We start from the raw sequence: 19,467 nt of genomic DNA, 5'->3' as shown, positions 1-19,467 counted from the left end.
GGGGAGGAACACAACATGGGCGTCACACTCGCCAAGGGGGGCAACGTCTCCCTGTCCAAGGCCGCACCGAACCTCACCCGGGTTCTGGTCGGACTCGGATGGGACGCGCGCTCGACCACGGGAGCCGACTTCGACCTCGATGCCAGCGCGCTGCTGTGCAACAGCGGCCGGGTGCTCGGGGACGCGTACTTCGTCTTCTACAACAACCTGAAGAGCCCCGAGGGCTCCGTCGAACACACGGGCGACAACCTCACGGGCGAGGGTGAGGGTGACGACGAGTCGATCATCATCGACCTCACCAAGGTGCCGGCGAACGTGGACAAGATCGTCTTCCCGGTCTCGATCCACGACGCGGACGCCCGCCGCCAGAGCTTCGGCCAGGTCAGCAATGCCTTCATCCGCGTCGTCAACATGGCCGACGACCAGGAACTGGCCCGCTACGACCTCACCGAGGACGCCTCCTCCGAGACCGCGATGATCTTCGGCGAGGTCTACCGGTACGGCGGTGAATGGAAGTTCCGAGCGGTAGGGCAGGGGTACGCGTCGGGCCTGCGGGGCATCGCTCTAGACTTCGGGGTCAACGTTTCGTAAAGCCGTACAAGACGATGGGGTGCCAGTGGTTCTCAAAACCTTCGGCTGGTCGTTCGCAATCACTGCGCTCGGTCTGGTCGCAGCGGTGTTCTACGGGGGGTGGCAGGCCTTCGGGATCGTGGCGATCCTGTCGGTCCTGGAGATCTCGCTGTCCTTCGACAATGCGGTGGTCAACGCCGGAATCCTGAAGAAGATGAATGCCTTCTGGCAGAAGATCTTCCTCACCATCGGTGTTCTGATCGCCGTGTTCGGCATGCGCCTGGTGTTCCCCGTCGTCATCGTCGCGATCAGCGCCAAGATCGGGCCGATCGAGGCGGTCGACCTCGCACTGTCCGACAAGGACCAGTACCAGCAGCTCGTCACGGACGCCCACCCGTCCATCGCCGCCTTCGGTGGCATGTTCCTGCTGATGATCTTCCTCGACTTCATCTTCGAGGACCGCGACATCAAGTGGCTCGCCTGGCTGGAGCGTCCGCTCGCCAAGCTCGGCAAGATCGACATGCTGTCCGCGTGCATCGCGCTGATCATCCTGGTCATCACCGCGATGACCTTCGCCACCAACGCCCACCAGCACGGCGGCGCGCACGTCGACAAGGCGCAGACCGTCCTGATCTCCGGCGTCCTCGGCCTGATCACCTACATGGTCGTCGGCGGTCTCTCCGGCTACTTCGAGAACAAGCTGGAGGAAGAGGAGGAAGCCGAGCACGAGGCCGAGGAAGAGGCCAAGAAGACCGGCAAGCCCGTCTCCGCTGTGGCCATGGCCGGCAAGGCCGCCTTCTTCATGTTCCTCTACCTGGAAGTCCTCGACGCCTCCTTCTCCTTCGACGGGGTCATCGGCGCCTTCGCCATCACCAACGACATCGTGCTCATGGCCCTCGGCCTCGGCATCGGTGCCATGTACGTCCGGTCGCTCACGGTCTACCTGGTCCGCCAGGGCACCCTCGACGACTACGTCTACCTGGAGCACGGCGCCCACTACGCCATCGGCGCGCTCGCCGTGATCCTGCTCGTCACCATCCAGTACGAGATCAACGAGGTCATCACCGGCCTCGTCGGCGTCGTGCTCATCGGCTGGTCCTTCTGGTCCTCGGTGCGCCGCAACAAGCGCCTGGAGCTGGAGGGTGCCGCAGCCGAGGCATGACCTCGGCGCTAATGCGGAACGCTCCAGTTGCGGGGCGGCCGGACGGGTCCACGGACCCGGCGGCCGCCCCGCTTCCGTATGGGTGAGGGGTTCGTACTCGTGAGGCAGCAGGGGGGCAGGGGACCATGGGGTTCTTCGACGGGATCAGGGGCGCGCGCGCCATGGGGTTCGACTCGGGGCACGCCTCGTCGAACGCCATCGAGCTGACCAAACGACATCCGACGGTGTCGCTGACCAAGCAGCAGGCGGTCCACGGCAACCTGCGCGTCAACCTCTCGTGGCGGATGCGGACCTCGGACATCGGCGGCCGCTCCGGGCAGAGCGGGCAGCTGCTGCGGCACCCGCTCAGGCTGTTCAAGCCCGACATGGTGCAGGCCCACACCCAGGGCATGGTCAACGTCGACCTCGACATGGGCTGCCTGTACGAGCTGACCGACGGCACCCGGGGTGCCGTGCAGCCCCTCGGGAACCTCCTCGGCGACCTCAACGACCCGCCGTACGTGAAGCTCAGCGGGGACGACCGGTTCGGCTCGGCCTCGGGGGAGACGCTCTACATCAACCTCGACCACGCCGAGGACATCAAGCGGCTGCTCGTCTTCGTCTACATCTACGACCAGACCCCGGCCTTCGACCGGACGCACGCCCTCGTCACCCTGTACCCGGTGACCGGGCCGCGGATCGAGATCCCGCTGGAGGAGAGGCAGCCGCAGGCCCGCTCCTGCGCGGTCCTGTCCCTGGAGAACGTCAAGGGCGAGCTGATCGTCCGGCGCGAGGTGAAGTTCGTCTACGGGTTCCAGGCCGAGCTCGACCGGCTGTACGGCTGGGGGCTCCAGTGGGGGCGGGGCTACAAGAGCACCAAGGCCTGACCGGCCGGCTCCGGGGGACCGGAGCCGACGGTGACCGCCGGGGCGGGCGGCACGGGCGGTGTGAGCGGCACGGGCGGCGTGGGCGGTGTGAGCGGCGTCAGCGGCGGATGAACTGCGGGCCCTGCACCGGCAGCCGGAACGACGGGTCCCCGCCCGGGGCCGGCACCGGCGCCGGGGACACCGGCTGCGGATATCCGTACGCCGGCTCGACGGCCGGCGGGGCCTGCGTGGGCGGGGCCGGGAGCGGCGGGCGCATCGCGGCCGTCTGCTCGGCGGTGGGCCCGGCGCCGGACACGGAGGCCGCCGCGGGCGCGGCCTCTTCGGAGCCGCCCTCGGCGGCGTTCTCGTCCACGGAGATGCCGTGGTCGGTCGCCAGCCCCACGAGCCCGTCGGAGTAGCCCTCGCCCAGCGCGCGGAACTTCCAGCCCTCGCCCCTGCGGTACAGCTCCCCGCAGATCAGCGCGGTCTCGGCGCCCGTCTCCGGCCGCACGTCGAAGAAGGCCAGCGGCTCGGGGCCGGCGCCCGGGGTGGCGTCGTAGAGCAGGATCCGCAGGTCGTGGACCCGCTCGAAGGGGACGTCCTCGGCCGAGGCCACCACCAGGATCCGGTCCACCTCCGGGGTGACGGTGCGCAGGTCGGCCTGGACGGCGTCGGTGATCCCGTCGCCGAGCTGCTTCTTCCCGAGCCGCCACACGGCTCCCGAGGGGTGCCGGGGCTGGTTGTAGAAGACGAAGTCCTCGTCCGAGCGCACGCGCCCGTCCGCGCCCACGAGCAGCGCCGAGGCGTCCACGTCCGGCACCTCTGGCCCCGTGGACCAGCGCAGCACCGCCCGGACCGCCACGGCGGCCACCGGGATGTTCGAGCCCTTCTGCATCGCGTGCGTCATGCCCGTCATCCTGCCCTCCCGGGCCCGACCGGGACAATGCGGCCCCCCGTTGGGCCTTGTACCGAACGCGAGAGCTGGGCATGGTGCAAGAGGGTTACCTGAACTTCATGTGCTTGAGGAACTCTTGACTCATATTCGTACGTACTATTACCGGCCACGCCAGTTGGGCCGCCGAGGCAGTACGGGGGAAGCACATGCGTCACTTCGGGCACATTTCGCCCAGCGTCCGCAAGGACCTCTTCCACCAGGAGCCCGCGGAGTTCACCCTCGCTTCCCCCGCCGGTACGCTCGCCGCCGCGCTCGGAGCCACCCTCTACAGCCCGGCCACCCGGCCGCACCTGGCCGCCGACATCCGCAAGCAGGCCGCCCGCGGAGTCGTCTCCATGGTCCTCTGCCTGGAGGATTCCATCAGCGACGCGGACGTCGTCGACGGCGAGGAGAACCTCGTCCGGCAGTTCGCGGACCTCGACGCGGACGGCCCCGACGCCGCCGAGCTGCCGCTGCTGTTCATCCGCGTCCGCACGCCCGAGCAGATCGGCGATCTCGTACGCCGCCTCGGCCGCTCGGTGCGGAACCTGGCCGGATTCGTACTCCCCAAGTTCACCGAGAGCCGGGGCACGGCCTTCCTCGACGCCGTCGCCGACGCGCAGGCCGCCGCCGGACTGCCCCGCCTGTATGCCATGCCGGTCCTCGAATCCCCCGAGCTCCTCCACCTCGAAACCCGGGTCGAGACCCTCGCGGGCATCTCGCGCACCGTCAACCGCCACCGCGAGCACGTCCTGGCCCTGCGGCTCGGCGTGACCGACTTCTGCTCCGCCTACGGGCTGCGGCGCACCCCCGACATGACCGCCTACGACGTCCAGATCGTGGCCGGCGTGATCGCGGACGTGGTCAACGTCCTCAGCCGCGCCGACGGCACCGGCTTCACCGTCACCGGCCCGGTCTGGGAGTACTTCCGCAGCCAGCAGCGCCTCTTCAAGCCGCAGCTGCGCCGCAGCCCCTTCCTGGAAGAGGGCGTGGAGGAGCTGCGCACCGCGCTCATCGAGCACGACCTGGACGGGCTGCTCCGCGAGATCGAGCTCGACCGGGCCAACGGGCTGCTGGGCAAGACCTGCATCCACCCCGCCCACGTCACGCCCGTCCACGCACTGTCCGTGGTCTCCCACGAGGAGTTCAGCGACGCCCAAGACATCCTGCGCCCCGAGCGCGGGGGCGGCGGCGTGCTGCGGTCCGCCTATACGAACAAAATGAATGAGGTGAAGCCCCACCGGGCCTGGGCCGAGCGCACCATGCGGCGCGCCGAGGCCTTCGGTGTGGCGAGGGAGGAGGTCGGCTTCGTCGACCTCCTCACGGCCGGGCTCCAGGTGTGAGCGGGCGCGGACCGGTGACGGCGGTGTTTCCTACGGAGAAGGGCAAGACGATCGAAGAGGTGTGGTCGGGAACCTGGGTCGCGGACCGGCTGGGCGTGGGCCTGGAAGGCGGAGCAGACCCGGAGCAGCCCCCGCTGGACGAGCTGCTCGGGCTCGCGCTGCGGCGCAACCCCAAGCGCGCCCACCTGCTGGTGTCGCAGGTGCTGGGCAAGCACGTCCCGCAGTCCCCGGTGGTCGTCCACGGCGCCGGGTACCGCCTCGGCGAGCGGGTCCGGGCACTGCTCGGCGCCGACGCCGCCTCGGCGGTGGTCCTCGGGTACGCCGAGACCGCGACCGGCCTCGGCCACTGCGTCGCCGACGGCCTGGGCACCGCCCCCTACCTGCACTCCACCCGGCGGCCCGTACCGGGCGTGGCGGCCGCGGGCGGCTTCGAGGAGGCCCACTCGCACGCCACCTCCCACCTGCTGCTGCCCGAGGACCCGCGGCTGCTGGCCGGCACCGGGCCGCTCGTCCTCGTCGACGACGAGTTCTCCACCGGCAACACCGTCCTGAACACCATCCGTGACCTGCACGCCCGCCACCCCCGCACGCACTACGTGGTCGTCGCCCTCGTGGACGTGCGCTCCGCCGCCGACCGCGACCGGCTGACCGTCTTCGCCGCCGAGATCGGCGCCCGCGTCGACCTGATCGCCCTCGCCGCGGGCACGGTGTCCCTCCCCGAAGGGGTACTCGCCAAGGGCCGGGCGCTGGTCGAGCAGTACGACGGAGCGGCCGCGCAGGACGCGGGAGCCGTCCCGGGAGGGCCCGCCGGGGCCCCCGCCCCCGCCGGGCGGATCGAGCTCGACTGGCCCGCCGGCGTCCCCGACGGCGGCCGGCACGGCTTCACCCCGGCCCACCGCGCCGCCCTCGAAGAGGCCCTGCCCCGCCTCTCCCGGCAGCTCACGGACGCGCTGGGCGCCGACCCCGGGCGGGTCCTCGTCCTCGGCAACGAGGAGCTGATGTACGCCCCGCTGCGGCTCGCACTGGCCCTGGAGCGGTCCGGGGCGGCCGCCGAGGTCCGCTTCTCCACCACGACCCGCTCGCCCGTGCTGCCCGTCGACGACCCCGGCTACGCCATCCGCACCCGCCTGGTGTTCCCCGCCCACGACGACCCCGCCGACGGGCCCGGAGACCGGTACGCCTACAACGTCGTCCGCACCGACGCCCCCCGCTTCGACACCGTCGTCGCCGTCGTGGACTCGGCCGGCGACACCCCCGCACTGCGCACCGGCCTGCTCGCCGCCCTCGCCCCGCACACCGGCCGGGTCCTGCTCGCCGTCGTACCGTCCTACGTACCGTCGCCCCACGCACCCGACCGGCGGGAGCCGACCATGCCCGAGCCGACCCTGCCCGAGCCGCTGCGCGGCCCGGCCTTCTCCTCGTACGCCCCCGAGGACGTCGGCTGGCTCCTCCAGGACCTCTCCGACGTGGAACTGGAGGCCCCGACCGAGGAACGCGAGGAGGCCATCCAGGCGGGCGGCGCCCACTACGCCGAGTCCCTGCCGGTCGAGTACCAGCCCTCCGACGCCTACCAGGAGCTCTACCGCAGCGCCCTGGCCGCCTCCGCCACCCGCATAGCCCGGGCGGTAGGAACCGTCACCGAGACCGTCCTCGCCGAGCGCTCCCCCTCCCCGGTGCTGGTGTCCCTGGCCCGCGCCGGCACCCCCGTCGGCGTGCTGATGCGCCGCTGGGCCCGCGACCGCCACGGCCTGGACCTGCCGCACTACGCCGTCTCCATCGTGCGGGGCCGCGGCATCGACGCCAACGCGCTGCGCTGGCTGGCCGCCCACCACGACCCCGCCGACGTCGTCTTCGTCGACGGCTGGACCGGCAAGGGCGCCATCACCCGGGAGCTGAAGGAGGCCCTCGCCGCGTTCCCGGGCTTCGACCCGGAGATCGTGGTCCTGGCCGACCCCGGCTCCTGCGTCCGCACGTACGGCACCCGCGAGGACTTCCTGATCCCCTCCGCCTGCCTGAACTCCACCGTCTCCGGACTGGTCTCGCGTACGGTGCTGAGGTCCGACCTGGTCGGGCCCGCCGACTTCCACGGCGCGAAGTTCTACCGCGAACTCGCCGGAGCCGATGTCTCCGTCGGCTTCGTCGACGCCGTCGCGGCCCGCTTCGACGCCGTCGCCGACGCCGTCGCCGACGAGGTGAAGGAACTGCTCGCGGCCGACCGCACCCCCACCTGGGTGGGCTGGGCGGCAGTGGAGCGGATCAGCGAGGAGTACGGCATCCACGACGTGAACCTGGTCAAGCCCGGTGTGGGCGAGACGACGCGGGTGCTGCTGCGCCGCGTGCCGTGGAAGATCCTCGCCCAGCGCGGAGCCGGAGCCGACCTGGACCACGTACGCCTGCTCGCCGAGCAGCGCGGGGTGCCGGTCGAGGAGGTCGACGGACTGCCCTACACGTGCGTAGGACTCATCCACCCCCGATTCACGCGCGGCGCCACGGGCGCCGACGGAAAGGCCGTGGCCGCCAAGTGACCGTCCTCGTAGCCAGTGACCTCGACCGTACGCTCATCTACTCGTCGGCCGCCCTCGGCCTGACCATGCCCGACCCGGTGGCCCCGCGACTGCTGTGCGTGGAGGTGCACGAGAGCAAGCCGCTGTCGTTCATGACGGAAACGGCGGCGGCGCTGCTGGCGGAGCTCACCCAGAACCCCGCGGCGGTCTGGGTCCCCACCACGACCCGGACCCGCAAGCAGTACCAGCGGATCCGCTTCCCCGGCCGCCCGGCCCCGTACGCGATCTGCGCCAACGGCGGCCAGCTGCTGGTCGACGGCGTCCCCGACCGGGACTGGCGGCGGGCCGTCGCCGGCCGCCTCGCGCAGGAGTGCGCCCCGCTGGAGGAGGTGCACCAGCACCTGCTGTCGGTGTCCGACCCGGCGTGGCTGCGCAAGGCGCGGCTGGCCGAGGACCTCTTCGCGTACCTCGTCGTCGAGCGGGACCTGGTCCCCGCGGAATGGCTGAAGGCCCTCGCCGAATGGGCCGAGGCACGAGGCTGGACCGTCTCCCTCCAGGGCCGCAAGATCTATGCCGTCCCCCGGCCCCTGACCAAGAGCGCGGCGATGGCGGAAGTGGCCCGGCGCACGGGCGCCACCACGACCCTCGCCGCCGGCGACTCCCTCCTCGACGCCGACCTGCTGCTCGCCGCGGACCGCGGCTGGCGGCCGGGGCACGGGGAGCTGGCCGACGCGGGCTGGACGGCGCCGTCGGTGACGGCCCTGACGACCGCCGGAGTGCTGGCGGGTGAGGAAATCATCCGCGCGTTCGGCGGGACGGTTGCGACACTGACCGCATGACCAAGGGCAACAGCACCAAGATCACCGACGAGCTCTACCAGTACGTCCTGGCGCACAACCCCCCGCTGGACGCCGTCCAGCGGGGGCTGGTGGCCACGACCTACGAGAAGTTCCCGGAGTCGGCCGGCATGCAGTCGGCGGAGGAGCAGGGGCCTCTGCTGGCCTTCCTGGTCCGGCTGACGGGCGCCCGCCACATCGTGGAGGTGGGCACCTTCACCGGCTTCTCCGCCCTGTCCATGGCCCAGGCCCTCCCGGCCGACGGCCGCCTCATCGCCTGCGACGTGTCGGAGGAGTGGACGGCGTACGGCCGCGAGGCCTGGGAGGCGGCGGGCGTCGCGGACCGCATCGACCTGCGCATCGCCCCCGCGCTCGACACGCTCCGCGCGATGCCGGCCGAGGAGCACATCGACCTCGCGTACGTGGACGCGGACAAGCAGAGCCAGATCCTCTACTGGGAGGAACTCGTCCCCCGGCTCCGGCCGGGCGGGCTGATCGTCACGGACAACACCCTGTTCCACGGCACGGTCCTCGACGGGTCCCCCGGGAGCCGGGGCACGAGCGTCCACGCCTTCAACGAGCACGTCGCGGCCGACTCCCGGATGGAATCCGTCCTCCTGGCGATCTCGGACGGCCTGACCCTGTCGCGCAAGCGGTAGCGCCCGGGCCTCCCGGCCTCAGCCGCAGCCCCCGCCGCCGCAGCAGCCCCCGCCCATGGCCGGGGCCGCGGCCGCGGGGGCGGCGCTGCTGCCGCCGACGGCGACGGCGGAGAGCAGCTTGACGGTGTCGGCGTGACCGGCGGGGCAGTCGGCGGGAGCGGACGACTCGGCCATGGGACGGCTCACCTCGAAGGTGTCGTCGCAGGTCCGGCAGCGGTATTCGTAACGAGGCATGCGGACCAGGCTATGCGGCCGGACGGCCTACGGGTACCTCCCGCGGCCGGTGTTGTGGCCGGGCCGGCTGGTCCGGGCTGCTCTGGGCAACTGGTCCGGGGCGTGCCGGGCTACGGGTTCGGGCCGGTCGGGCTAGGTTCGGGGACTGTCGGGCCTCCGGTTCAGGTCCCGCCGCGGTACTGGTTCAGGCCCCTCCGCGTCACCGTCCGAGCCTCCCGGGCCGCCTGCTCGGGGTGGCGGGCGCGCCAGTACGGATTGTCGTGCGGCAGGGCGCTGCCCACCCTCCCGTACATCCCGAACCACATCAGCATCACGCCGACGACGAAGCTGAACAGCACGTTCGGGATCTTGAAGGCGAGGAAGTTCAGCCCGGTGTCGAGCAGCGCGAGGTTCACGAAGCCGCTCGCGATGAACAGAAGGCCCAGCACGATGTTCAGGGTCGACGCGAAGTTACCGCCCACGACCATCCCGCCGAACAGCAGCAGCCCGACCAGGATCGACAGCACGCTCAGGGCGCCGTTCGTGTTGAGGCCGGCGACGGTGTCCCCGCCGGTGTCGAAGAAGCCGATCCGGTCGATGAGCCCCAGGATCCCGAACACCACCAGCAGCAGACCGGTCAGCCCGGCCCCCACCCGGTACACCTTGCTCAGCTTGTGGTCGACCGGAAGGTGCTCGTCCAGCCGGGCCCCGACCGGCCGGCGGATGCGCGGCGCCGCGTGCGAAACCATGACGGCCTCCTCTGGCCTGGGCCGTGTCGGCCGGGCCGTACGCCCCTCCAGCATCCGCCGTCCCCCGGGCGACGACAACCCGGGGGCATGTACCCCTGGGGAGCCCAGGGGTACGACGACACGGCCGGTCCAGCCCCGGCCGGTTCAGCCCGGCCGGTCCAGCCCCGGCCGGTTCAGCCCGGCCGGTCCAGCCCCGGCCGGTTCAGCCCGGCCGGTCCAGCCCCGGCCGGTTCAGCCGTGGCCGAGGTCCGTCCGGATCTCGTTCACCACCCGGTTCACCGCACCCCGTACGTCCTCCATCTCCTGGAGGAACGCCCAGTAGTCCGGGTGCCGCCCCTCCAGCGCGGAAAGGGCCCGCTCGACCCGCGCCACCGACTCGTCCAGCGGCCGTGCGTGGCGGGGATCGGGCACGCTGCGGCCCGCCATCGCCAGGCGCTGCGCGTCCCGGATCGCGAACCGCGTCCGCTGCACCTCCGCCTGCGGATCCCGCGCCACCGCCTCCAGCCGGTCCAGCCGGTCCTGCGCCGCCGACACCGCCTCGTCCGTCGCGTCCAGGGAAGCCCGTACCGCCTCGATGGCCTCGCCGACATCCGTCCAGCGCTGCTCGTCCCGCGCCCGGCCGGCCTCCGCCAGCCGGTCCTCGGCCCGCGCGACGTCCCGTACCGCCTCGTCCGGTACCTGCTGGAGGTCCTGCCAGCACGCCGCGCTGAACCGCCGCCTGAGCTCGCTGAGCACCGGATCCACCCGGTCCGCCCGGTTGCGCAGCGCCTGCGCCCGGGTCCGCAGACTCACCAGCCGACGGTCGATCTCCGCCGCCCGCTCCGGCAGCCGCTCCGCCTCGGCCCGTATCGCCTCCGCGTCGCGCAGGATCCGGTCGGCCCGCTGCACCGTCCCCTGCACCCCGTGCTGCGCCGCACCCTGGTTCAGCTTGGTCAGCTCCGGGCCCAGCGCCGCCAGCCGCGCCGCCAGGTCATCGGCCCGCATGCCCTTGGCGCGCACCGAGTCCAGCGCGTCGCTCGCCGCCAGCAGTGCCGCCCTGGCCCGCTCCCGGGCCGGCGCCACCCGCGCCAGCTGCGTCTCCGCCTTGTCCAGCAGCGGCTGCAACCCCTGCGCGAACCGCTCCAGCTCCCCCTTGGCCCGCACCAGCTCGTCCCGCGCCCGCGTCAGCTGCTCCCGCGCCTGCGCCGCGACGGAGCCCTCCAGATCGACCCGGTCCAGGTCGTGCGCGTCCACCGCCTCGATGTACACCTGGCTGACCTGGTCGATCCGCAGGCCCAGCGCGGCGAACCCCTCGGTCGCGTGCCGCGCCGCCGGTGACCCGTCCGCCGCGGCGATGGTCTCGATCGAGATCCGCAGATCCCGCTGCGCCGTGTCCAGCTCGTAGAACGCGGCCGCCGCGGCATCCTTCGCCGCCTGCGCGTCCGCCCGTCGACTCTCGTCCCGCCCGCCGAACCACCGCCGGGATGCCGTCGTCACAATCCCTCTCCCGTGCCCCGTCCGCCATGCCCCGGTCCATTCTCCCCCACCGGAACGGGTTTGCGTGGGGGGTGCGCCCTCCATGTAGGCTGTCCACTCATCCACGGGTGCGTAGCTCAGGGGTAGAGCGCTGCTCTTACAAAGCAGATGTCGGCGGTTCGAAACCGTCCGCGCCCACCAGTGAGAAGGCCTCCAGTCGTATGCGGCTGGGGGCCTTTGACGGTTGATCCGGTCGGGGCCGGAGCGGCTGCACGGGCTGGGCTTCGTGCGGATCGACGAGGGCAAGAAGGCCAAGAGGCGGCTGCACCTCGACTTCGGGCCGGACGGCCAGGGCGCCGAGGTGGCTCGTCTCCTGGCGCGCGGCGCGCGGCGCGTCGACATCGGCCAGGGTGATCAGGCGTGGGTCGTCCTGGCGGACCCGAAGGCAACGGGTTCTGCGTCCTCGGCCGGCGGCGTCAGTGGGGCCGGGCCTCGCCGTAGCGGCGTCCGCCGACGAGAAGGCCCCCGACCGGTCGCGGTCGGGGGCCTTTCCGCGTGGGGGTCAGGCGTTGGGGCGCTTGCCGTGGTTGGCCTTCTTCTTCTTGCGGGCGCGGCGCTTGTTTCCTCGCTTGGCCATGGGGCGTCTCCCTCATCACGGACAATCCGGGCGTTCGTCAGTCTAGGTTCGGGGCGGGCCGCCCGCATCAGGGGGAGCCGGGGGTGGGTTTCCCGGGCCCGGGGGCGGGGATCCCGGTGGTGGGGGTGGTGGGCGTGGGGGAGTGGCTCTGGGGGGTCGGGGCGGTCGTGCTGGTGGTCGTCGCGCTGGTGGTGTTCGAGCGGCTCGGCGGTGACCGGTTCGAGCGGCGGCGGGACGTCGAGCGGGCGCGGTTGATCGCGTCGATGGGCGCGGGATCCGGGGAGGGTGAGCGGGATCCGCGGTTCGTGGATGCCGGGGCCCGCCAGCCGGGCGAACTGGGTGACCGGCGGGACGACTTCACGCCGATCCTCGTCGAGTACTACGCCTACGGACTGACGCAGGCGCGCAGCAGCTTCGCGACCAGCCAGCGGTTCGCCGGCGCCGGGGCGGCCATCCTGCTCTTCGGGGTCGGGCTGGCGGTCTGGAAGGCCGAGAGTTCAGGGGACGCGTACGTCGGGGTCGTGACGAGTTCCGTCGGACTGGTCGTCACGCTGGTCGGGCAGCTCTTCCACCGGCGGGCCGACATCGCCCTCCGGCACATGGCCGCTCAGACGGCCTCCCTGCGCGAGGACCGGCGGGCCGCCGAGAGCACGCAGCAGGCGATCGGACTGTTGGAGGAGGTCGCCGATCCGGAGCTGCGGGGGCGGCTGCAGGCCGGACTGATCATGAAATTGTCCGGGGCCGAGCTGCCGCGGTAGCGCCATAGTGGAGGTATGTGCCGCTCCATTAAGACTCTGCGTCCGCCCGCCATCCCCGAGAAGGCCACCGAGGAGGAGATCCGCGCGGCCGCGCTCCAGTACGTACGGAAGGTGTCCGGGTTCCGGGCGCCCGCCGCGCACAACCGGGAGGTGTTCGACGCCGCCGTGGACGCCGTCGCCGAGGCGACCCGGCTGCTGCTCGACGGGGTGCACGTACGGGGGCGGGCGACGGCCGAGGCCTGACTGTTCTGACTGGCCGGCCCGGGCCGTGGCCCGGGCCGGGTGGGGACACCGCTGCTCCGTGCCCGGCGGGCGCCGGCCGGTCAGCCCGTGGAGGCCGAGCGGCGGCGCAGCACCCACACGCCGGTGCCGAGTGCGCCTGCGGCGAGCGCTCCGCCGAGGGCGATCTGGCCGGTGCTGATCGATCCGACGCTGCCGCCCAGGCCGCCGCGGGCGGCGCCGGGGGTGACCTGGAAGGAGACGGTGACGCGCTGGCCGCCCGCGCCGCCGCACTCGAAGGTGACGGGGTGCGATCCGGCAGGTGCGTCCCGGTAGACGGTGGCGGCGCCGAAGAGGTTGGTGGCCTCCAGGTTGCCCGGGGTCAGTGACACGTCGCCGAAGGCGCGGGAGGTGGCCCGGCCGGTCTTGGTGCCGCACCCCTCGACGTTGAGGCTGACCCGGGCGCCCGGGGCTGCGGTTCCGGGCGAGACGGTGGCGAAGGGGGCGGCGGAGGCGAGTGTGGCGGGGACGGCTGCCGCGACGGCGAGTGCCGCGGCCGCGACCCCTGCCAGGCGGTGCCGGTTGCGCGTGCGGGTCATGGAGAGAACTCCTCGGGCTCCTCGAAACGGCGCGGCCAGGGCACGGATGTGACGCGGATTCGGTTGCGCGCCGTGCTCTGGACGCTAGAAGCCCTGCCCCGGCGCGGCGATCGCTGCCGGGTGAACGGGTGAGCGCATGCCCCGCTCGGCCCAGTCCGGCGCCGGTCGAGGGGTCTTTACCTCCCCGCCACGGTGTGTGGCGGCCCGGCCGGGTGGTCTGCTGCCCTGTTCGCGGGCGTTCGGACGCCGATTCGGGACGGTGCCGTGTCCTCCCGCGTCCTGATGCGGCGTTCCGTGCCAGGCGTGGCGGGCGCGTCTCACCGACCGGCGGGCGACAGCGCCTCGACCTGGAGCCGGATAGCTCCTACGAGTGACGCGGCCGGCTCCCGGACCGGGACGGCCGGGCCGACGACCGGGCCGCCCGTGCCGTGCTGGAGGCTCCTGTCGGGGGTCTGAGGGGGGCGGCGACGCAGCGCCGCGCGCCCGGCGGGGCTCTGCTGTGACCCTCAGGTCGCGGGGGCCGGGGACGTCGGAGGGCGGCGGATGAGGAAGGCCGCCAGGGAACCCGCCGCGAACAGGGCGATCAGGGAGACCGCGCCGCCGAGCCAGGTCGCTCCCAGCCACTGGGTACCGAAGTAGCCCAGGGCCACGCTGTAGCCGGCCCAGCTCATGCCCGCCAGGACCGACCAGGGCAGGAACTCCCGCACCTTGCGCTGCGTCTTGCCCGCCCCCAGCGACACCACCGACCGGCCGGCCGGGGCGAAGCGGGCGATCACCACGAGGGCGCCCCCGCCCCTGGCCAGGGCCGTGCCGAGGCGTTCGTGGGCCCGGGTCAGCCGCCGCGAGCGGGCGATGGCCCGGTCCAGGCGGGCTCCGCCGCGCCGGGCCAGCCGGTACGCCGCCATGTCACCCAGGACGGACGCGGTCGTGGCGATCACGAGCAGCGCCATGATGTCCGGGACCTGCGCGGGAGTGCCCGCGGCCGCCGCGGCGGCCGCAGCCGTGATCACCAGTACCCCGCTCGGCAGCACCGGAAGGAACACGTCCAGCACGACCGACACCGCCACCACGACGTAGATCCATGGGCTCGCGGTCAGCGACCCCAGCGTCTCAAGCAAGGCGGAACTCCCCAGTCCGAAGCGCCGCGTCGTCGCGGGGAGCGGCAGGGGCGGCTTGACAGCCATACAGCGTACGCCCGGAGCCGGATCCCCCGAGCCCCGGGGCCGCTCCCCAGAGCCTCCGCGTCACCGGAATCCGGGCCCCTGCCGGACGCCGCGCCCCGTCACCGCCGAAGGTCAGCCCGGTGCTGTTACTCCGCATCGGTGAGTTCACGGTCCAGCACGGTCACCAGGCGCGCCCCCGACCGGCCCTTGCGGGCCTGGTCCAGTCCCAGCCGGGCGCTCCGGCCGGCCAGGGCCAGCGTCATCAGCTGGTTGCCGAACCACGGGCCACCCGTACGCCGCCAGCTCAGCGGCGGCCGCCCCGTCCGGCCGTGCCGGGAGAAGCCCCGCCCCAGCCACCGGCCCACCCGCGACCAGCCGAGCCGGAAGCCCAGCATCACCGCCGTGTGGATGGAGTTGTGCACCGGCGAGCAGGTCAGCTGGAAAACCCGCGACGTGCTGGGTATTCGAGGCTCGGCCACGTATGCGTGGTGGACGTCCCCCGACAGCACGCACACCGTCGCCGGGGCGCGCGGGCCCGTCCCGACCTCCTCGATGAGGTCGCTCAGCGCCTCGAACGACCCGGGGAACGCCGCCCAGTGCTCCAGATCGCTGCGCCGCCGCAGGTTCTCGCCGATCCGCGCCCACCGGGGCCCCCGCTCGCCCCGGCACAGCGCGGCGTTCCACACTTCCGCGTCGTGGATCAGCGGCGGCATCAGCCACGGGAGCGAGGACCCGATCAGCAGGTGGTCGTACCCGCCGTGGCCTGCGAGCGCGTTCTCCCGCAGCCAGCGCTGCTCGGCCGGGTCGAGCATGGCCCGCCCGTCCTCGGCCAGCACCCGGGCCGCCCGGGTGTCGACCATCAGCAGCCGTGTCCGGCCGAAGTCCCGCCGGTAGCTCCAGCGCACCGACGCCGGATCGGCGTCCGCGTCGGCCGCGAAGGCGCGCAACGCGTCGGTGCCGTCCGGGGTGGCCCGTACCGCCGAGTACAGCGGGTCCGCCGCGAGCTCGGCGGGCGAGAGGTTGCCCAGGTGCTGGTGCACCCAGTACGACATCAGCCCACTGAGCACCCGCTCCGGCCACCACGGCGTGGCGCGCATCTCCGCCAGCCAGGCCGCGCTCGTGTTCCAGTCGTCTATGACGTCGTGGTCGTCGAATATGTGCAGGCTGGGAACGGTCGACAGGAGCCAGCGGATCTCGGGGTCGAGCCAGGACTCGTAGTAGAGCCGGGTGTACTCCTCGTAGTCCGCCACCTGGGCGCCCGGCGCCTCGCGCAGGTCCCGGCGCGCCGCGAGCCACCGCCGGGTCTCCCGGGACAGCTGGTCGGCGTACACCTGGTCGCCGAGCAGCAGCAGGACGTCCGGCCGGACCGCCTCCGGGTCGGAGGCCAGCCGGGCCGCGAGCGTGTCGAGGGCGTCGGCGCCGTGCGGTCCTCGCTGGTCGGCGGGGGGCGCCGCCTGACGGCAGGAGCCGAAGGTGATCCGCACGCCCGGCGCGGGCCGTCCCGGGCCCCCGCCCACCGCAGGGGTGCTGATCGTGCTGGGCGGGAATCCGCTGCCGGCCGCGGGCCAGACGAGGATCCCGTCGAGCAGGACCTCGTAGGACGTGGTGGTGCCCGGGGTCAGGCCCGTCACCGGGACGAGCGCGTAGTGGTGGCCCGACACCTGGAAGGTGTGCGCGCTGCCGCCCGCTCCGTCGGCGCAACGCACTTCGGCGGTGCACGGGCGGTCCGCCTCCACCCATATGGTGGCGGAGCCGCCCGTGTCCCAGTCCACGTACCGCAGCAGCGGCCCCAGACGCAGTCCGGCCATCCCACTCCCCCTCCTCGCACATCCCCTGTGATCACGGTACGGGGTGGAGGGGGAGCCTGGCCTCCCCCTGGCGGGGGAGAAAACGCCCCCTCGTGGGGGAGGCGCGGAGGGTGGCGGTGGGGAGGGTGGCGGGGAGGGTCAGCAGCCGTTCAGGACGTTCGTCAGGGCCGTCTTCTCGCCGGCGTCCATGCGCAGGCCCCAGTACTGCTTCACCTGGACCCACATGCGGGCGTAGGTACAGCGGTAGGCGGTCCGCGACGGCAGCCACTTGCCGGGGTCGAGGTCGCCCTTGGCCTGGTTGACGTTGTCGGTGACCGCGATGAGCTGAGGGCGGGTGAGGTCGTTGGCGAACTGCTGGCGCTGGGCGGTGGTCCAGGAGTTGGCGCCCGACCGCCAGGCCTCGGCGAGCGGGACCATGTGGTCGATGTCGATGTCGGACGCGGCGGTCCACGTGGCGCCGTCGTACTCCGAGTACCAGCTTCCGCTGACGGAGGCGCAGGCGGAGTCGGTGACGACGTTCACGCCGTCCCGCTTGAGGACGGTCTCGCGGGTGTTGCAGGTGCCGGAGACGGTGCTCCAGTGCGGGAACAGGTCACGGCTGTAGCCGCTGGTGGAACCTTCCGCCGCCGGCGTGACGGTGGCCAGGTAGGCGCGGGCGGCCGCGGCGCTGATGGGGGCGGGGGGAGCGGCCATGGCTCCGGGGGCGTTGACGAGCGAGGTGAGCGAGGCGAGGGCGACTGCGGACGCGAGGACTCCGGCGCGGCCGAGGTGACGCGCGTAGAAGGAGGGCATGCGGAAGGAGGCGAGGGCCATGAGGGCTCCGTGGGTGCGGGGGGTGGTGGCCGTGCTGCCCCGGCGGGACGCGGCCATGCTGGCGCCGCTGGGTGTCGCTGGGGTGGGCGCCAGGTGACAGCGTGCCGACATGCGCACGTCACATCAAGTCATCCAATGCCCTGGAATCAAGGGGAAGTTGAGATTCCGCACACAGGGGAGGGGGCGGGGTGGGGCCAAGCTCGCATTCCGGACGCTGAGGGGGCGGTGGCGCCGTCGCGGTGCGGTGCGTGAGCTCCGGCTCGGGGCTGCCGGGAGGTCACCTGCCGTGCGCCGGGTCCGTGGTGGGGCGCGCCGGAGACGACGGGGTCCGGACCCGGCGCCTGAGGGGGGCGGCTCGTCGGTCGGTGCCGTTGCCGTCGCCGTGGTAGTTGTCGGTCCTGTCGCTGCTGGGCTGGGGCGGTACCTCGCGGGCGTGGGGCGGTACTGGTCCGGCACGCCCTGTCGGGGGAGGGATTCGCCGCCACCACCGCTCGGCGGAGGGCCGGTCGCGAAGGGGGTGCCGCCTGCGGCGTGGCCTACCCGGAGGTCGTCGCGTGCGTGGGTGACCTGGCGGGAGGCGCCGCCCGCGCCGAGTGGCTGGTCGGGACCCCGAATTCGGCGTCACCGGCTGCGGAGGTGAGGAGCCGACGCGGCGGCGGGAGGCGGCGGCGCTGGTGCGCATGGTCCAGGAGTGACCCCGCCGCGACGGCCACGCCGATCTCCTGAGGGAGCGGGTCGACGGGCGCGAGGGGCGGTGACGGCGCCGGTCGTCGCCCCGTGCCCCGCTCGCGGCGCGGAGTACGAGCCCCGGGGCCTGCGGGCCGACCGGGTGTGTGGGTGGCGCGTGCTGATGGTGCGGGTCGGGCCCCGGGGCGCGCGCCCTCGCGGGGCGGCGGCGCCGCCGTGCTGGGCCGCGCAAAGGCCGCGCCGGGGAGTACCGGGACCTCCCGCTCGCCACCGGGGACGGAGCGGGCGCCGTCCTGCAGCCGCCGGGGGCGTACCGGGGGAGTTCGCGGCTTGCCGGTTGTGGGGTGCGGGTGTGCCCGCTCGGTGGGTGGGCGGGGTGGTGTGGAGGCGCGGGAGGAGGCGCGGCGGGCTCGCCTGCTGGGGGTGACGTAGGCACCGTTTCGCGGTCCCGTGAGGGCGGGCCGTCCCAGCGAACTGCGCGGCTGGTTGTAGGGGGGGCGGGTGTGCCCGGCCGGCGGTGGGGCACCGTTCTGTGGACCGTCGGGGCGGTCGGTGGACTGCTCGGCCGGTAGCTGGGTGGGGTGTGGTGGAGGCCTCGGGGTGGCGGGGCGCCTGCTGGGGCGGCGCGGACGCCGTATCGCGGCTCGTGGGGGGAGTGCCGACGGAGGTCGTGGCTGGGTGCGGGTGTGCCCTGCCGGCGGTGGGCGGGTGTGGTGGAGGCGCCCGGGGTGGCGGTGGGAGGGGCGGCTCGCGCGCTGGGGTGGTGGGGGCACCGTTCTGCGGACCGTCGGGACGGTCGGCGGACTGCTGGGCCGGTAGCTGGGCGGGGTGTTGGGGAGGGCCTGGGGCGGAGGAGGGCGCGAGCTCACGAGGGGTCGGCGGGCACCGTTTCTACGGAGCGGCGGGCCTTGCCAACCGGGGGGGGGCTGAGTGCGGCTGGGCTGGTCCGTGGGTGGTTGGGCGGGGCGGAGGGGGCGGGGCCGCCGGGGGTGCGGGTGTACCTCGCCGGCGACCGTCGGGGTGTGGGGGAGGGCCTGAGGGCGGAGGCCGGGGCTTGCTGACGCGGGGTCGGCGGGGGAACCGTTCTGTGGACCGGCGGGGCCGTGCCAGTGGAGGGGGCGGCTGGGCTGGTCCGTGGGTGGTTGGGTGGGGCGGAGGGGGCGGAGCCGACGGGGGTGCGGGTGTACCTGGCCGGCGACCGTCGGGGTGTGGGGGAGGGCCTGGGGGCAGAGGCGGGGGCTCGCTGACGCGGGGTCGGCGGGGGGACCGTTCTGCGGACCGGCGGGGCCGTGCCGGTGGAGGGGGCGGCTGGGCTGGTCCCTGGGTGGTCGGGCGCGGCGGAGGGGGCTGGGCGCTCGCCGGGGGTGCGGGTGTGCTCGGCCGGGGGATGGGCGGGGCTCGCTCACGCGGGGGCGCTGGGGCGTCGTTCTGCGGAGCGGCGGGGTCGTGCCGGTGGAGGGGCCGGTGGGTGCGGGTGGGCGGCCCGTGGGTGGGCGGGTGTGGTCGAGGGGAC

Annotated in this window: 18 protein-coding genes, 1 tRNA gene and 1 pseudogene; 11 read left to right on the top strand and 9 right to left on the bottom strand. The window is 73.4% G+C overall.

Annotated elements, in window-relative coordinates:
- The first annotated feature begins 15 nt into the window (after positions 1–15).
- The 3 genes from AC07B0_RS18300 to AC07B0_RS18290 all read left to right on the top strand — a co-directional run bounded on the left by AC07B0_RS18300 (position 16) and on the right by AC07B0_RS18290 (position 2,598).
- The gene (locus AC07B0_RS18300; RefSeq protein WP_356880458.1) at positions 16–591 is read left to right on the top strand and encodes a TerD family protein; all 576 of its coding nucleotides are present in this window, start codon (positions 16–18) and stop codon (positions 589–591) included.
- A gap of 25 nt (positions 592–616) precedes the next feature.
- Positions 617–1,732, top strand: a complete 1,116-nt coding sequence (locus AC07B0_RS18295; RefSeq protein ID WP_356880456.1) for a DUF475 domain-containing protein — start codon at positions 617–619, stop codon at positions 1,730–1,732.
- A gap of 125 nt (positions 1,733–1,857) precedes the next feature.
- The gene (locus AC07B0_RS18290) at positions 1,858–2,598 is read left to right on the top strand and encodes a TerD family protein (RefSeq protein WP_356880454.1); all 741 of its coding nucleotides are present in this window, start codon (positions 1,858–1,860) and stop codon (positions 2,596–2,598) included.
- Positions 2,599–2,695: 97 nt separating this feature from the next.
- Here the strand turns inward: AC07B0_RS18290 and AC07B0_RS18285 are convergent, their stop codons facing one another.
- The gene (locus tag AC07B0_RS18285; protein ID WP_467290770.1) at positions 2,696–3,484 is read right to left on the bottom strand and encodes a TerD family protein; all 789 of its coding nucleotides are present in this window, start codon (positions 3,482–3,484) and stop codon (positions 2,696–2,698) included.
- Positions 3,485–3,678: 194 nt separating this feature from the next.
- Here AC07B0_RS18285 and AC07B0_RS18280 point away from each other — a divergent pair, with 194 nt between their 5' ends.
- The 4 genes from AC07B0_RS18280 to AC07B0_RS18265 are packed head-to-tail and all read left to right on the top strand — an operon-like array spanning position 3,679 to position 8,853.
- Entirely contained in the window at positions 3,679–4,854 is a 1,176-nt protein-coding gene (locus AC07B0_RS18280) for an HpcH/HpaI aldolase/citrate lyase family protein (RefSeq protein ID WP_469384642.1), read from the top strand.
- Between the two features lie 23 nt (positions 4,855–4,877).
- Positions 4,878–7,379 (top strand): phosphoribosyltransferase, encoded by a 2,502-nt coding sequence (locus AC07B0_RS18275; RefSeq protein WP_469384643.1) that lies wholly within the window; start codon positions 4,878–4,880, stop codon positions 7,377–7,379.
- The gene (locus AC07B0_RS18270) at positions 7,376–8,197 is read left to right on the top strand and encodes an HAD family hydrolase (protein ID WP_469384645.1); all 822 of its coding nucleotides are present in this window, start codon (positions 7,376–7,378) and stop codon (positions 8,195–8,197) included. Before AC07B0_RS18275 ends, AC07B0_RS18270 begins: the two co-directional genes overlap by 4 nt.
- A complete protein-coding gene (locus AC07B0_RS18265; protein WP_356880448.1) occupies positions 8,194–8,853 on the top strand; it encodes an O-methyltransferase in 660 nt (219 codons plus the stop codon). Before AC07B0_RS18270 ends, AC07B0_RS18265 begins: the two co-directional genes overlap by 4 nt.
- An 18-nt stretch (positions 8,854–8,871) precedes the next feature.
- Here the strand turns inward: AC07B0_RS18265 and AC07B0_RS18260 are convergent, their stop codons facing one another.
- From AC07B0_RS18260 to AC07B0_RS18250, 3 genes are all read right to left on the bottom strand, one after another.
- On the bottom strand, positions 8,872–9,087 hold the full coding sequence (locus AC07B0_RS18260; RefSeq protein WP_356880446.1) for an FmdB family zinc ribbon protein: 216 nt from the start codon (positions 9,085–9,087) through the stop codon (positions 8,872–8,874).
- Positions 9,088–9,248: 161 nt separating this feature from the next.
- Positions 9,249–9,815, bottom strand: coding sequence for a DUF4383 domain-containing protein (locus AC07B0_RS18255; RefSeq protein ID WP_356880444.1), 567 nt, complete (start codon positions 9,813–9,815; stop codon positions 9,249–9,251).
- A gap of 231 nt (positions 9,816–10,046) precedes the next feature.
- Complete coding sequence (locus AC07B0_RS18250; protein ID WP_469384650.1) at positions 10,047–11,291, bottom strand: hypothetical protein; 1,245 nt, start codon at positions 11,289–11,291, stop codon at positions 10,047–10,049.
- Between the two features lie 105 nt (positions 11,292–11,396).
- Here AC07B0_RS18250 and AC07B0_RS18245 point away from each other — a divergent pair.
- Both AC07B0_RS18245 and AC07B0_RS18240 read left to right on the top strand, forming a co-directional pair.
- A tRNA-Val gene (locus AC07B0_RS18245) sits at positions 11,397–11,471 on the top strand.
- A gap of 46 nt (positions 11,472–11,517) precedes the next feature.
- Positions 11,518–11,771, top strand: a pseudogene (locus AC07B0_RS18240) (VOC family protein); the annotation flags it as partial.
- Positions 11,772–11,832: 61 nt separating this feature from the next.
- Here the strand turns inward: AC07B0_RS18240 and AC07B0_RS18235 are convergent.
- On the bottom strand, positions 11,833–11,907 hold the full coding sequence (locus AC07B0_RS18235) for a 50S ribosomal protein bL37 (RefSeq protein ID WP_100661309.1): 75 nt from the start codon (positions 11,905–11,907) through the stop codon (positions 11,833–11,835).
- A gap of 83 nt (positions 11,908–11,990) precedes the next feature.
- Between AC07B0_RS18235 and AC07B0_RS18230 the strand changes: the two genes are divergently transcribed.
- Together AC07B0_RS18230 and AC07B0_RS18225 are read left to right on the top strand one after the other, a co-directional pair.
- Complete coding sequence (locus tag AC07B0_RS18230; RefSeq protein WP_478898588.1) at positions 11,991–12,665, top strand: TRADD-N-associated membrane domain-containing protein; 675 nt, start codon at positions 11,991–11,993, stop codon at positions 12,663–12,665.
- 15 nt (positions 12,666–12,680) lie between these two features.
- On the top strand, positions 12,681–12,908 hold the full coding sequence (locus AC07B0_RS18225; protein WP_356880440.1) for a DUF2277 domain-containing protein: 228 nt from the start codon (positions 12,681–12,683) through the stop codon (positions 12,906–12,908).
- An 80-nt stretch (positions 12,909–12,988) separates the two neighbouring features.
- On the opposite strand, the gene AC07B0_RS18220 is transcribed toward AC07B0_RS18225, so the two are convergent.
- The 4 genes from AC07B0_RS18220 to AC07B0_RS18205 form a co-directional block, all read right to left on the bottom strand.
- Positions 12,989–13,483, bottom strand: coding sequence for a hypothetical protein (locus AC07B0_RS18220; protein ID WP_356880439.1), 495 nt, complete (start codon positions 13,481–13,483; stop codon positions 12,989–12,991).
- 506 nt (positions 13,484–13,989) lie between these two features.
- Entirely contained in the window at positions 13,990–14,601 is a 612-nt protein-coding gene (locus AC07B0_RS18215; RefSeq protein WP_356880437.1) for a DedA family protein, read from the bottom strand.
- A gap of 191 nt (positions 14,602–14,792) precedes the next feature.
- Positions 14,793–16,454, bottom strand: coding sequence for an alkaline phosphatase D family protein (locus tag AC07B0_RS18210; RefSeq protein WP_469384655.1), 1,662 nt, complete (start codon positions 16,452–16,454; stop codon positions 14,793–14,795).
- A 138-nt stretch (positions 16,455–16,592) separates the two neighbouring features.
- Positions 16,593–17,246, bottom strand: coding sequence for an HNH endonuclease family protein (locus tag AC07B0_RS18205; protein WP_467291484.1), 654 nt, complete (start codon positions 17,244–17,246; stop codon positions 16,593–16,595).
- Between the last annotated feature and the right edge of the window lie 2,221 nt (positions 17,247–19,467).

The organism is Streptomyces sp. NPDC044704 (genome assembly GCF_056433525.1).
This window is presented reverse-complemented; position numbering and strand designations above follow the sequence as displayed.